Origin of the sequence: Bdellovibrio bacteriovorus (genome assembly GCF_025558485.1) — a bacterium.
In the GTDB taxonomy this organism is placed as follows: Bacteria; Bdellovibrionota; Bdellovibrionia; order Bdellovibrionales; family Bdellovibrionaceae; genus Bdellovibrio; species Bdellovibrio bacteriovorus_G.
Window position 1 is genome coordinate 1,305,660 of sequence record NZ_CP102930.1, and the last position, 13,636, is coordinate 1,319,295.

Below are 13,636 nucleotides of genomic sequence, written 5' to 3' on the forward strand. Positions count from 1 at the left end.
CTTTGTTCTGGATCTTGCCCGGTCCTGTAGATGAAAAAAATGTAAGCAATGTAGTCTGACACTCACCTGCCAATCGGCAGTGAAGGGGTTCGCAGATGACATTGAAACAAAATACCGCCGCCTTGGTTCTGGCTCTGGGAGTGGGTTTGCTGGGATGCCAAGGGGGAGCCAACGACTACGTTGAGCAGTCCTCCACACAGAATGAAAATCAGAATATCACCGATACCACAGACACGGCGATGACTGATGGCGAGGATATTGCCGATCACGTCCATGATGATTTTGGCATTTCAGAAGAAATTCAGGCGCTGGGTTGTGTGAAGGCGTCAAGTTCACAAAAAAGCAAAGTGAACCTGGGACTTTCCAAAAAAGAAGAGTTTCTGCAAAAGTGTTCAAAAGAAACCAACGGGTCCTTCTGGTGTGATCAAGTGGTTCGCCCGAATCCCAAAAGTGTGAACACCTTTCGCTGCACCTACGGTTCCAGTCAGGCGCACAATCTGATTCATCCCGACGAAGGCACTTGGAAGTATCCGATTGAAGGCGTGCGTATTTTGCAGGACCTTTCCGCCAAGGGTATTAAGATCAGTCAGATCTACAATTGGTGGAGACCTGAACCTTATAATAAAAATGTGGGCGGGGCCGCTGGCAGACATCCTTATGGAACATCCATCGACGTCAGATTTGCGAGCAACAGCGAAGCGGACCGTGCCTTTAAAGAGCTTTGCAAAATGCGCAAGGCCAAGCGTTTGCGCGCGATCGGTCACTACGGCAGCGCCTCTTTGCATATCGGGGTGGGGGATAAGACAGCCAACACCTGGGGTAAAAGCTGCGGGTCTTAGTTTGGGTTATTCAGGTAGAAATAAAAAAAGAGGAGCCTTTGGGGCTCCTCTTTTTATTTAAGCTTTCAGCTCGGGTTCTTACATGGAAAGAGCTTTTTTCAAGTTCTCGTCCAATTTTGCAAGGAACGGCTCTGTGTTCATGTATTTATCAGCAGGAACTTTGTCGCCATAGATGCAAACTGCAAGGTCCTTGGTCATGAAGCCAGCTTCCACTGTTTCCACGCAGACTTTTTCCAAAGTCTGAGCGAACTTCACAAGCTCAGGGTTGTTATCTAAGTTACCACGGTGCTCAAGACCGCGAGTCCATGCAAAGATGGAAGCGATTGGGTTTGTGGAAGTTGGTTTACCCTGTTGGTGCTGACGGTAGTGACGAGTCACAGTACCGTGAGCCGCTTCAGATTCCATGGTCTTACCATCTGGAGTAACCAATACGGAAGTCATCAGACCCAAAGAACCGAAACCTTGTGCTACTGTATCGGACTGAACGTCACCGTCGTAGTTCTTACAAGCCCACACGAAGTTACCATTCCATTTCAAAGCAGAAGCAACCATGTCGTCGATCAGACGGTGCTCGTAAGTGATACCAGCGGCATCGAACTTAGCTTTGAATTCTTTTTGGTAGATCTCTTCAAAGATGTCTTTGAAACGACCATCGTATTTTTTAAGGATCGTGTTCTTAGTGGAAAGGTACAACGGCCATTTTTTGGAAAGAGCCTGATTGAAGCAGGAACGTGCGAAACCAGTGATGGATTCGTCGGTGTTGTACATAGTCAAAGCAACGCCGTCGCCTTTGAAGTTGTAAACTTCGTGAGTGATTGTTTCGCCACCGTTTTCAGGTTGGAAAGTCACAGTCAGTTTGCCTTTGCCTTTAGTTACGAAATCAGTTGCACGGTACTGGTCACCGAAAGCGTGACGACCGATGCAGATCGGAGCGGTCCAGTTAGGAACCAGACGAGGAACATTTTTACAGATGATGGGTTCACGGAAAACAGTCCCGTCAAGGATGTTACGGATAGTGCCGTTTGGTGATTTCCACATTTGTTTCAAGTTGAATTCTTTTACGCGAGCTTCGTCAGGAGTGATCGTCGCGCATTTGATACCGACATTGTACTTTTTGATCGCCTCAGCAGCATCCACAGTCACTTGATCGTTGGTGGCATCACGATGTTCCATGCCCAAGTCGTAGTACTTAATGTCGATTTCAAGGTAAGGAAGGATCAATTGTTCTTTGATGAATTTCCAGATGATTCTTGTCATTTCGTCGCCGTCGAGCTCAACGACGGGATTGGCAACTTTGATTTTTTTCATAAGTCGTTTCCTTTGTGATGGGATTGTAAAAGCGCCCTGAAAATATAGAATGGCGCCGCCTTTAAGACAAAGGAAAACAGGGCATCAAAACCAAGGGAGAGTCGGTCTGGCAGCCAAACTCACTTGAACATTGCATAACGCAAGGTATTGAAAATAGGGCAGATACTTTAAACTAGGGGGCGGGCTGCGAGAGCTTTTCAGCTTCCATCAGGTAACGGGCGATGCTCTAAAGAAAAAGGGGAGCGTAAGCTCCCCTTGCGATTATCTTTGCAAAATAGTTGGATTTTGCAAGCGGGCTTCCAACTGCTGAAGTTGTGCTTCCAGAACTTCATGATTTCGTTCTGGAGTTGTGTAGCGTACCAGTTTCGGTCCTCTCATTGTAGCAGACGCTAACGCAAGCATGATCCTTGTGCTCTTATAAGCAAGATACAGAAGGAAGCTTGTGAGTTGACCGGCCTTTTTTACGCTTTCAATAGACACATCAGTTGAGGTTTCAACGAGTTTCAATAAGTATCGCTCGTTTTGGAATTCCCATTGTTTTTTTCTACGCATTAATGCGTTCATAGCTTCCTCCTCAGGATTGATAATGCTTGCGACAGTTCTGTTCAAAAGGCCGTTTTGACAGATAAATGCGCAAGGGTTGTTTGAAAGTTCAGCCACGACACCACTTCAGAATCAAAATACAGACACAGGTGTTGGGGACCTCGTCAGAAAATGAGGCCAAAGCGTCGTCAGAGCTAAAATTAAATTTTGGGTTAAGATCTAAAGACGAAAAGTGCAAAACACTTTACATGTCCAAAGATGCGTTAGATGCAGTTCGCTCAATTGTCGTGGGATTGGGTTTGTGACCTACGATTGAATTCCAGAGGCCACGTCCACGATTGCAGATCCGCAAATATTTGTTTTTTGAATCATCATAATAATCATGATGGCCTCCTTTCATTAGAGATAAACCTAATATCGAAGATAGTTCAAAAAAAGTAAACTGATTTCTTTGAAATCCTTTAGGGAAGCCAGTTCCAAGATGGAACCTTTTTCTGTGGTGAAAGAGGTTAGTTCTTTTTAGTGAGAACTTCGATCAACTGCTTGAAGTATGCGGGCATTTCTGTGCGTGGATACCAGGCCAATGCGACTGAATAATCCAAATGCAATTCACTGGCGAGATAGCAAAGGCTGCCGTCTTTAATAAACGGACGCGCGAATTCTTCAGTCAAAGAAGAATACCCCAAGCCTTGTTGTAGCATGTAGGTGAGTGCATCAATGTTGTTGGCATAGTGGCGCAGTTTCTGGGCTTTGCCGGAAAGTTTGTATTTTTTAAGTAAATCCCAAGTGACTGTATCTTGCGGATCAAAATCAATGATGGGTTCATTGGTCAGGATGTCTTCCAGCTTTCTTTTCTTCCAGGCTGCCGGACCTACAAGGAAATATCTTTCCGGTGCCATCACTTTGGAATCCAATTCCAAGCCCACATGATTTGCAGGCAAGGCGCCGATCTGCGCAAAACCGGTTTTTAGTTTCCCCAAAACACTGTCCGTGTCGGTGATGTCAAAACGAACGCGCAGTTTTGGATTCTTTTTAATCACCGTGCTGACCCGGGGAATGATTCTGGAACGCATCAGCGTGGATGTTCCGCTTAAACACACCTCAAAGAAGGCGGATTCTTTTTTGCCGGAAATTTTAGACAGGGTGTCCCCTTCGAGATCGCGGGCCGCCTGGACATAGCGCAGAAGGGATTCCCCTTCTTGAGTAAGACGCATGCCTTTACGGGAGCGGGTGAACAACGTCACACCCAGTTGCTTTTCCAAGCTCCGGATACGTTGGGTCACCCCTGTCTGGGTGAGATTTACTATTTTAGCAGCTTCCAGGACCGTGCCTTTTTGAACAACGGCCCAGAAAGCTTCAAGGGAAGGGCTCAGTAAACTCATTTAAAATCATGATAAAGTGAAATATATGAATTATACAAATACTTTGTTTAAAAATAATTTCGCCTCCAACAACGTAGGAGGTTGTATATGAAACCTAAGTCTTTGATGGTTCTTTCTGGTTTGATTCTTTCCACTACTGCGGCTCAGGCTGATTGTTTTCTGGATCGCGCCAGCACATATCAGTGTTACTTTCCAAAACAGATCACTTGCACGCAGCAAGCAGATCCTGCCAAAGGGACTTCCCAGCGCTCTTTGGTTCTGAATCATGATGAGCAGGGGAATGTGTCTTACCAGTATTCCAACTGGGTGGCTGGCAAGTGCCCAAGCCGTAACTGCGGCAGCGACGTTGAATACAATTATGAAGGTGCCGGCAATCAGCCCGGGAAAACCGGCAGCGTGAATAACTATAATGATCTGCAACTGGTGGCTAGTGTGGCGAATCCGAACGGTTTGGAGTTTCTGGTGATTTTGGATCACTCAATTCCCCATGAGCTAACATCGCTTATTCCGACAAAGTTGCAGACGTTGCAGATTCAAGGCGTGGATGTGACTGGCGACGGCGCGAAGTGGGTTTGTCACTAGCAGGGTGGCAGATTATTCCAGGGTAAGTTGGTAATTCCGACTTTGGCGGTCGCGGTTTCCCCGGGGTTTTTGACAAAAGCCTTGGAAAACCGTCAACTGTTCCTAAGGACAAGGGGGGCCTGTGTCCCCTATATTGGCCTCGGGTTTTGGTTTGGATAAAGGAGTCCCGGATGAAAAAGTTGGTGCTGATGGCAGTAAGCGCTCTGGCCTTGAGTATGTCGGCCGAAGCGGCCAAGACGAAAGTGTCCAACTGCGAAGTCACGGGACTTGTGGATCGACTGACCTGTCCTTATTTGGTTAAGGAGGTGGCGGGGCCTCACCTCACTCGTCAGGTAAAGTATTCCCTGCCGAAAGGACGTACTCCGAAAGCGGGTTGGCCGACAGTTGTGTTGTATCAGGGCAGTCTTTTCCCAGTGGAATTTTCCAGAAGCAGTCTGATGATCGCGGGCGGATACAATGAGATCCGCTTGATTCAGTCTTTGTTGGATCATGGTTTTGCGATTATTGCACCCCCAGCCATCGAAGGCGTGGCGTGGATGACAAATATTGTCGGCATTGATTATGACACTTCTGAAGACTTCTTCTTCGTTGAAGAGCTTTTAAAAGCCATGGGGAATGGGGAGTTCGGAAAGTTGAACATGGATCGTCTGTATGCCACAGGGATCTCCAGTGGTGGATACCATTCCAGCCGTATGGCCGTAGCTTTCCCGGGGGTGTTTAAAGCTCTGGCGGTGCATTCGGCGTCTTATGCCAACTGTGGTGGGCCCATGTGTTTTGTTCCGGACGAGATTCCATTGAATCATCCACCGACGATTTTTCTGCATGGAAGATTTGATCCAGTGGTCCCTGTGCGCACGATGTATCCTTACTATGAAAGTTTGCAAGCACATGGAATTGAAACGACGGCATTTGTCAGCCCTTGGGCGCGGCACGAATGGCTGGAAGAAGCTCCAGATCTCATTACAGACTGGTTTTTAAAGCACCCCTAAATAGATTCGACATTTTTATTTCACATAGAAACCGAAGGCGAACCCTTCGGCTTTTTGTTTTCTTTCAGTTGCTTTTGCCAGTCAGGTGTAAGGTTGCAGGTCCGACAAAAAATCCAAGACGAAAAAAAATCTTCAGTTCAACCTAGGCTTCCGAAATCAAAACCAAACCAACAAGACTAGGAGGTCTTATGAAAGCATCAAAACTATTGGCAAGTGTTGTGTTCTTTGCGTCCACCTACGCAATGGCGTATCCGACGGTGGGGGATAAGGTGGAGTGGACGGGAACGGTGGTGGGCACGGATGGCACGACTACCGAAGTGAAAGGCTCCAAAGAAGTGCTGAGTCAGGATCCGACCACAATGAAGTGGCTGGTGAAATCGTGGGTGCAGATGGGCAAATGGGAACGTTGTGAAACCAAAGAAAAGAAGAATCTTTACAGCTCTGAAAAATGGCAGGAGATCATGACAAACTGTGTGGCTCGCGGTGGTGTGATGGAAGAAGTCACAGTTCCAGCAGGTACATACAACACATGTAAAATGACTAAGGGGGGCGACGACAAGGGCGGCCACCATGGTGATGGGGATTCCATGACAATGTGGTGGGGAGACGTTCCATTCGGTATGGTGAAAATGACGATGACGGATGGTGATTCTGGAAAAGTAAAAACAATGGAGCTCAGTACGGTGACTTTGGGCCAGCAGCCTTAAGAAAATCGCAAAAGCTTCACAAGAGCCGCGAAAGCGGCTCTTGTTTTGTAACACCCGGCCCACGAAATTGAAGGTCAATGTGCAGGACTTATCTAGAATGAAGCCTGAAACAACCGACCCTCAAACAAAGGAGCCACGAATGAGAGCAGAAACTCACACTACTCATCGACGATCAAAGCCAGCGCCTCGTAAGGCAAAATCAACCACTCCCAAAAGGAAAACATCCTCCGCAAGAACTGCGAAAGCGAAAAGACCAGCCAGCACAAAAATGAAAGCTGCCAGCTCATCAGGGATGAAATCCAAACGCTCTGGAACATCCAAGACGCTTTCGGTCAGCGCTCGACGAAATTCTGCTGCAAGTACTTCCGCTAAAATGAAGCGCCAGCCGAAATATCCTGATTTGCCAGAATCACAAACGGAAGAGGTTTCGCACACTCTGACGTCACAGCCTAAAATGCGACTGTCCCGTCGCGGGGGCAAAAAAAGCTCGACACAATTCCGGGAAAGACAGCGCCGGGAAAGTGGATCCTCCACTCAGGTGAATCCATCTACTTCCAATAATTCCGCGCGCGATCCCCAGTAAGGAGTACTCACCATACAACCCAGTCAATCCATCATCGCGAACACGCTAAAATTAAAGACCCGCTTTTAAGCGGGTCTTTGGCGTTATCCGATTTTCCAGGCGATTTTTTCCAGGGCTTCAACTTCTTCGGCCCAGTAGGTGTATTTGTTAAACTCCGGGAACAGGCGCGGGAAACTGGGATCTTCCCAGCGTTTGGCGATCCATCCGGCATAGGACACGATGCGCAGACCGCGCAGCATTGGAATCCATGACCACTGATGATCGGGGAATTCGCGCAGCTCTTCATAGCCTTGGATGATCTGCATCTTTTCATCGTCCAGACTGTCTTCATCACCTGATAACAACATCCAGAAATCCTGAATCACCGGGCCGTTGACGAAATCATCAAAGTCCACCAGGAAAAACTCCTGACCGTTATTCAGTAAATTACCTTTGTGGCAGTCTCCGTGAATGCGAATAAATTCTGAAGAATCAAAGTTATCGTCAATTGCATACAGAATATCTTCTGCGGCAATATTATAGCGCTCGCGCAGTTCCGGGGTGATCCAGTCTTGCAGGAAATCCAAAGTCTCCCAGCCGCCATAATAGCTTGTATCCAGAACCGGGCGGTGAGGGGCGGGTTTTTTTGCGCCGACATTATGAACTTGCGCCATCAAGCGGCCGACTTTATGAAGTTCGCCTTGCAAAAATTCCTGCGGCATACGGCCCAGAACCTTTGGGAAGAATGCGACATACATGCCATCGACTTCCAATAAAGTGGAATCATGTCCCTGCATCAGTGGCGCTACGGCAGGAATGCCTTCGGCTTTTAGTGACAGCAGAAATTCATGCTCTTCTAAAATGGCTTCTTTGCTCCAGCGGTTGGGGCGATAGAATTTGGCGATGACGTTTTTATTCAAAGCGCCGGGCGTGCAGGGTTCTTCCAGCTTGATATCAAAAACGCGGTTTTCATAGGAATTTAGCTGGGTGAACTCACCCGTTGGATAAAGACCGGCATGTTCTGTCGCCAGAAGCACTTTTTCAGGGTCTAAACTATAGAAAGAAGAGCTTTTATCCATTATCTGATCTTGCCAGCTTTTAAGGCTTAAGTCATTCTCTGTCTGATGAGCGGCAAAGAAACCTTTATCTTCGCAAAATGGCCTGTAGAGGTGCATCGACGGAATTTCCGCCGCTCGGTTTCTATTTATCTGTATCCGAATAAGCCCATCAAGGTGGTTGCGGCAAAAAGCACCAGTCAGAAAATCATCGTTGATTTCCTGATGGCCAAGAGGGACTGGATCGAAAAGAACTTCGCGAAGTTTTCAGAGATCGCCGAAAAGTTCCCCGAAAAACGCATTAAAGCCTACGAAAACTTTCCTTTTAAAGGTGTGGAGCGCAAACTTAAAGTAGTCATCACCCTGCACAAGAAAACTTTCGTCTCAGTCACAGATGAACATCTGTTGCTGCATATTCCTCGCAATAGCTGGAGTGCGGATTCACTGATTGAAGAGCATCCAACGGCATTAAAAGAAATCCGTCATTTCTATAAGCGCGAAGCCGTGGATTTTTTAAGCCAGCGCGTGGCTTACTGGGCTGGGCAGATGAACCTTCATCCCTCACAGGTGAAATTCCGTGAACAAAAGACCCGTTGGGGCAGTTGTTCCTCGAAAAAAATCATCAATCTGAACTGGCGTCTAATTGTGTTCGCTGAAGAGGTGATTGATTACGTGATTGTGCATGAGCTTGCACATTTGCAGCACATGAATCACTCAGACTGTTTCTGGGGTTTGGTGGAAAGGTATGTCGCCAACTACCGGGACATCGTGCGAACCATGAAGGAATCCCAGTATCTGGTGGAATTCCTCTCTGAAAAATCCTAGTAAAGACCGTTTTTGGTTTTCTTGCGCATCAGTTGCAGGGCCAGCAAGGTTCCCACATAGCCGACGCATGCACCAAAGATGATATCGCTGACAAAGTGGTCATGCACCACCACGCGGGTCAGGCACACCACCATCGCAAACGGAATCCAGAACCAGCGAAAGCGCGGGAAGGCCACGCTCATCATCGTGGCGACGGTAAAGATCACCTGCGAATGGCCGGAAGAAAATGAATGCCAGTGCCAGTGAGTGGTAAACGGCGTAAAGACATGCGGATCAAAATCCGGTGTTTTATGGGGGCGCTGGCGTCCTGCTGTAAACTTAATGATATGGGTGATGGCGCCCGCCACCAGCAAGGACACCAAAAGATTCAAACCCCAGCGGCGATAATAGTCCACACGAGACAAATGCGATTTTAGCATTCCGATATGCGGTCCCACCCATTTGCAGAACGCCCAGATAATTAAAGCCGCGGCGAAGTAATATTCAGACAAGGCCACGTCCGTCAGGATGCGTGCGGGTTTTCTCCACATCGCGGTGACTTCTTTTTCCGCGAAGTACAGGGACACCTGTTGATCCACGAAATACATTGCCAGCAAAGCCAGCACCAGACTTACAAGAATCACTTTAATAAGATGCTGGGTCAGTTTTTTAGGGTCGTTTAAGAGCTCGCCGAATTGTTGTACAGGCATGAAATTCCTTCCAAAACTCAATCTAAAACCTATCTGTATTGAAATACAAGGCCTGCTGAGGGGTGACGAAATCTGGCCCGGCCCTTGCTTAAGGACCTTTTCGAATTGGTTTATTGAAAGAATACTTGGAGGTTTCTCATGTTACCAATGCTTCAAAAGCATACCCTGATCACGGCGGCCTTGTTGGCGTCGTTGTCCCTTACTGCTTGCGGTAAGAAAAAAGACGTTTTCTCAGAGCCTAATAAACAAGCTAAGCCGACAGACTCTAGTCAAACAGACAATACAAATGGCGAAATCGGTGGCGGCCTTCCAGCTCCGGGCGGCAATGGTAAAGATGCCACTCAACCCGCTCCGATTCCAAACAAAGGTCAAGGTCAGGGGAAAAATCCAACAACTCCTCCGCCGCCACCTCCAACGCCGACTAACCCACAAACTCCTGCGAATCCGGCAACACCTCCACCAGTTGTGGACACTCGTCCTGCACCGGCTCCGGGGACTCATATAATTCCGGGTGATTACAGATACAATGATCCGTCCAACGTGACTCGTGATAATTTGACGAAACGTATGACGGGCGGTGTGACGGCTGATGGTTTGGTTTATACATCTTCCGGCACGGATGATCTGTTGAACTTCCTTAGAGCACGTAACGAAAAAGTCAGCTATGACACTCGTCGTTTGAACTTGGAAGCAGCAGCTTCTGTTCAGCACGCTAAATTGTCTGTGGATAGCATGTCTGGTGATGTGATCATCACTTTGAAAGTCCGAGAAGGTAACGACGTTAAGGTTTATAATGTTGCCGGTTCTCAAGGTGAAGGTGCGGCTTCTCCGGTTCGTTCTGTTCGTGCTGGTAATGGGGAAAGAACCACGGGTTCTCGCGCTTTGGAAGGGACAGTGAAATGTCTGGATCTGGATGGCGGTTGTGAAAACGTGTTTGCGCGTCTGAAAATCGGTTCCAGCCCTTCTTCTGCAATCATCAATGTGGTTTTCAGAACTTCTGCTGCGGACTTGTACTTCAACTTGCCAGAGCAGTTCTCTGACAATCCAGAATATCTGATCCTGCGTGATTACGTGAAGAACACGATCAGAAAAGAAAACACAGTGGATAGAATCAAATCTGTGGGCTTGTCTTCCTTTGAAGTTGTCAATGGTCGTTCCGGTTTCACAGTTGTGACCAAAGGTGCGAACAATGAACTTCTGGCTTTTGCGGGTCCGTTGCTGGCTCCTGAAGCGGGAACGGGTGTGAACATTCCTTTGACTCGTATTGCAAAAGATCAGCAGGATTCTTTGGATCTGGTTTCTTTAAGCAACTCGAAATTGAACTATGCAAACTGGATCGGTGAGGCTCGCTTGGTTGCCAACAATGGTTTGGGCCAAATCCGCATCGCTTTGAAAATGAGAAAACGCGCTTCTTATGCCCAAGATCAGTTCGCAGTTACATTTATGCGTAAGATCAAACCTCTGGTTGAGATCAACGACGATAACTTGAAATAGCCCTAAAAGACCCTTCATTGGGTATGTTTCTTATGCCGGCCACTGATTTCCTCCAAGATCAGTGGCCTTTTTGCATTTTTCAGGGTCATTTTGTCTCCTTAATAGTTGGTACGCTGGTTGCTTTATGTACAAGCGGGGGAACTTCTTAACCACTTGGGGGACATAATGACTCTAAAACGCAGCCTTTTACTTTCATTTGCAGCCATTACATTATTCACGACCGCAGCGGAGGCTTATATTGTGCCGGGCGCTCCTCGCCCAGGTGCTCCGATTCCAACGCCTGATGTGGGCCCTGGTTTCCCGGGTGATTTTGGCCCGGGTGGTGACTTCGGTCCCGGTTATCCTGGTCAGGATGATTTCGGCAATGGCGGAAGCTATGGTCGCCAAGAACGCAAGGTTATCTATCTGAATCGCCGTGTGAACAATGAAACCCTTCAGCTTCGTCAGTTGGCGGGGATTGGCGAAAACTATCGTGGGTATGAAGTTGAATCTGTGGAAGCTCAGTTCCGCAGCAGCGGTTACAATACAGAAGTGGCTTTGTTGACCGACGGCCGCATGAACGAATCAGTTTATTCTCCGCAAGGGGCGGTTCTACTTCGCCCTCAGTACCGCGCGGTTTTGGGTGAAGACATCCGCACTTTGCAGTTGGAAATCCGTGGTAATGCGCAAATTGAATCTGTGACCGTGAATTTGCGTGAGCGTTCTTACCAGCCTCCGACAAATCCGGGTCGCACTATCGACGTTCCTTTGTATGTGAACCGTCGTTTGTATGGCAATGACCGTTTGGATCTGGGTGCTTACTTGGATATGAACCGCTACCGTGGTTATAGAATCCAGGCTATCGAGATCGACGCCAATGCGGTTTACAACGTGGCGCTGGTGGATCTTTTGATTAACGGTTTCAATCAAGGCCAAACACTGCAAGTGGATCGTTACAGCCGTCGTCTGACTGTAAACCCACAAAATGCTGTGATCGGTCAGACAGCTTCCAGCATCGTTCTTTACACTCGCGGAGACTTGGATGTGCGCGCGGTGACTTTGAAGCTGACTCGTCGCTAGGATTTTTGCCTTCAAAACTCAATCGACTTGGAAAGGCCCTCGGTTTCGGGGGCCTTTTTTTGTGCTTTGCGATAACGTAACGGTCTTTGCATACAAATCCGCTTGTTTTGGGTGTTCAAATCAGGTGAACTAGTTTGGTGCAAAGGAGAACCATTTCTATGCAAAACCATCAGCCAGAGTTTAGCAAAGGCAAAGAAATTTCAAAGGGTTCGCTCGTTCCGCCCGTACTATCTGATTATATGAACTATCGCCAGTTCCTGGGTGATTTCTATCTGTATAAACGTAAGGCCTCCAAGGGCTCTTTGCGTGCTTATACGTATGCCGTTTTTTCTGCCGCAGCTAATATCAAGTCGCCGAATTACTTAAAGATGATCATCGAAGGGAAAAGAAATCTTTCCGACGACATGATCGGCAAGTTCGGTAAGGCGTTGGGCTTTATGAAGGACCAAACAGAGGAATTCCGTCTGTTGGTGCAGTTCACGCAAGCCATGGACCCTGCTGAACGTAATATGTACCTTAAGAAATTGAGTGAACATCGCGTGGCTGGGAAGCTGAAATCCGGCGAAATTGATCGCAAGACCTGGGAAAAGGTTCCGAACTGGGTGGCTTGGATTATCTATGCGATGATCGATCAGGAAGGCGTGTCCTTTGATACGGCGACCTTGAAAAACCTTCTGCGTGGCAAAGCTTCTGAAGATGAAATTGATCATGCACTGTCCACACTTATCGGCTCTGGCGATCTTCGTCGTGATGAAGTGACTGGGGAGCTTAAAAAAGCTCGCAACCTGACTGAGTCCCCGGAAGAAATCCCGGTGGCTTTGGTTCGTAAGCTTCAGTCCCAGTTGATGTACCTGGGGCTTGAGTCCTTGTATCAGGATCAGCCGACAGAGCGTGAATTCGGGACTTTGACATTGTCTTTGACCAAGACAGAGTTTGAAGAGATCAAATTCAAACTTCGTCAGATGAGAAAAGCTTTGCATAAGGACAACTCGATCGCACGTATGAAAGACAAGGGCGAAAGAGTTTATCAGTTGAACATTCAGTTGTTCCCGGTGACCAATGCGGTTGAATCCGCAGTGAAAGCGCCGGTGATGAAGTCCTCTTTGGATATCGTGACTGAAACACCGATTGTCGAGACTCCGGTTGTAGCGGCGGTGGCGGTTGAGCAAGCCCCTGCGGTTCCGGTAGCCGCAGCTCCGGCGGCTCCAGCAGCGGCTAAAGATCAGAAAAATGACCGCTCGAATGTAAGTTCTCTTGCTGCAACGGCGGCTTCCGCAGCCGACCTTTTCCGTTAATTTTGCATAATCTAAGGGCTGTCACCGAACGTGACGGCCCCTCGGATAAATTTAAGATTCTTAAATTTTGGTGTCAGTTTTGCCCCATTTTTCAGCCAACAATGTGGATAACTCTGTGGAATAGCCCTATAAATGGTGGATATCTCAACCATTTGGCGTAAATTGTCCCTTGCTAACGTTAGGATCTGGTTAGGATGACACCACCGAATCAAGACAAAAGTCCTGCGTCACGAAAAATTTAATCGTTGAAAATGGGTGTTCAAATGGGAAGGATAACCGGTTTTCATTTGTCCAAAACTAAGGGACA

The 13,636-nt window shown here is 47.7% G+C and carries 14 protein-coding genes; 8 read left to right on the top strand and 6 right to left on the bottom strand.

The genetic code is table 11. The features are described from left to right. Positions 1-95: 95 nt before the first annotated feature. The gene (locus EZJ49_RS06565) at positions 96-839 is read left to right on the top strand and encodes a hypothetical protein (protein ID WP_262555321.1); all 744 of its coding nucleotides are present in this window, start codon (positions 96-98) and stop codon (positions 837-839) included. 78 nt (positions 840-917) lie between these two features. Here EZJ49_RS06565 and EZJ49_RS06570 read toward each other — a convergent pair whose 3' ends face one another. The 3 genes from EZJ49_RS06570 to EZJ49_RS06580 all read right to left on the bottom strand — a co-directional run bounded on the left by EZJ49_RS06570 (position 918) and on the right by EZJ49_RS06580 (position 4,072). After that, positions 918-2,147: an isocitrate dehydrogenase (NADP(+)) gene (locus tag EZJ49_RS06570; RefSeq protein ID WP_262555322.1), complete on the bottom strand. Its 1,230-nt coding sequence runs from the start codon at positions 2,145-2,147 to the stop codon at positions 918-920. 261 nt (positions 2,148-2,408) lie between these two features. Then, positions 2,409-2,807: a hypothetical protein gene (locus EZJ49_RS06575; protein WP_262555323.1), complete on the bottom strand. Its 399-nt coding sequence runs from the start codon at positions 2,805-2,807 to the stop codon at positions 2,409-2,411. Between the two features lie 392 nt (positions 2,808-3,199). Continuing rightward, positions 3,200-4,072, bottom strand: coding sequence for a LysR family transcriptional regulator (locus tag EZJ49_RS06580; RefSeq protein ID WP_262555324.1), 873 nt, complete (start codon positions 4,070-4,072; stop codon positions 3,200-3,202). A gap of 87 nt (positions 4,073-4,159) precedes the next feature. Between EZJ49_RS06580 and EZJ49_RS06585 the strand changes: the two genes are divergently transcribed. From EZJ49_RS06585 to EZJ49_RS06595, 3 genes are all read left to right on the top strand, one after another. Beyond that, positions 4,160-4,654: a hypothetical protein gene (locus EZJ49_RS06585; RefSeq protein WP_262555325.1), complete on the top strand. Its 495-nt coding sequence runs from the start codon at positions 4,160-4,162 to the stop codon at positions 4,652-4,654. A 170-nt stretch (positions 4,655-4,824) separates the two neighbouring features. Further along, entirely contained in the window at positions 4,825-5,643 is an 819-nt protein-coding gene (locus EZJ49_RS06590; RefSeq protein ID WP_262555326.1) for a dipeptidyl aminopeptidase, read from the top strand. 188 nt (positions 5,644-5,831) lie between these two features. Further along, positions 5,832-6,350: a hypothetical protein gene (locus EZJ49_RS06595; RefSeq protein ID WP_262555327.1), complete on the top strand. Its 519-nt coding sequence runs from the start codon at positions 5,832-5,834 to the stop codon at positions 6,348-6,350. 162 nt (positions 6,351-6,512) lie between these two features. On the opposite strand, the gene EZJ49_RS06600 is transcribed toward EZJ49_RS06595, so the two are convergent. After that, positions 6,513-6,785 carry a hypothetical protein gene (locus EZJ49_RS06600; protein ID WP_262555328.1) on the bottom strand — a complete coding sequence of 91 codons (273 nt, stop codon included), beginning with the start codon at positions 6,783-6,785 and terminating at the stop codon, positions 6,513-6,515. Between the two features lie 231 nt (positions 6,786-7,016). Then, the gene (locus tag EZJ49_RS06605) at positions 7,017-7,991 is read right to left on the bottom strand and encodes a serine/threonine protein kinase (protein WP_262555329.1); all 975 of its coding nucleotides are present in this window, start codon (positions 7,989-7,991) and stop codon (positions 7,017-7,019) included. 45 nt (positions 7,992-8,036) lie between these two features. On the opposite strand from EZJ49_RS06605, the gene EZJ49_RS06610 reads away from it, so the two are divergent. Further along, on the top strand, positions 8,037-8,792 hold the full coding sequence (locus tag EZJ49_RS06610) for a M48 family metallopeptidase (RefSeq protein WP_262555330.1): 756 nt from the start codon (positions 8,037-8,039) through the stop codon (positions 8,790-8,792). Here the strand turns inward: EZJ49_RS06610 and EZJ49_RS06615 are convergent. Then, on the bottom strand, positions 8,789-9,481 hold the full coding sequence (locus tag EZJ49_RS06615; RefSeq protein WP_262555331.1) for a phosphatase PAP2 family protein: 693 nt from the start codon (positions 9,479-9,481) through the stop codon (positions 8,789-8,791). The genes EZJ49_RS06610 and EZJ49_RS06615 overlap by 4 nt on opposite strands. A gap of 138 nt (positions 9,482-9,619) precedes the next feature. Here EZJ49_RS06615 and EZJ49_RS06620 point away from each other — a divergent pair, with 138 nt between their 5' ends. From EZJ49_RS06620 to EZJ49_RS06630, 3 genes are all read left to right on the top strand, one after another. Then, entirely contained in the window at positions 9,620-10,975 is a 1,356-nt protein-coding gene (locus EZJ49_RS06620; protein WP_262555332.1) for a hypothetical protein, read from the top strand. Positions 10,976-11,140: 165 nt separating this feature from the next. Beyond that, positions 11,141-12,034 carry a hypothetical protein gene (locus tag EZJ49_RS06625; RefSeq protein WP_262555333.1) on the top strand — a complete coding sequence of 298 codons (894 nt, stop codon included), beginning with the start codon at positions 11,141-11,143 and terminating at the stop codon, positions 12,032-12,034. Between the two features lie 158 nt (positions 12,035-12,192). Further along, complete coding sequence (locus tag EZJ49_RS06630) at positions 12,193-13,329, top strand: TIGR02147 family protein (protein ID WP_262555334.1); 1,137 nt, start codon at positions 12,193-12,195, stop codon at positions 13,327-13,329. The last annotated feature ends 307 nt before the right edge of the window (positions 13,330-13,636 follow it).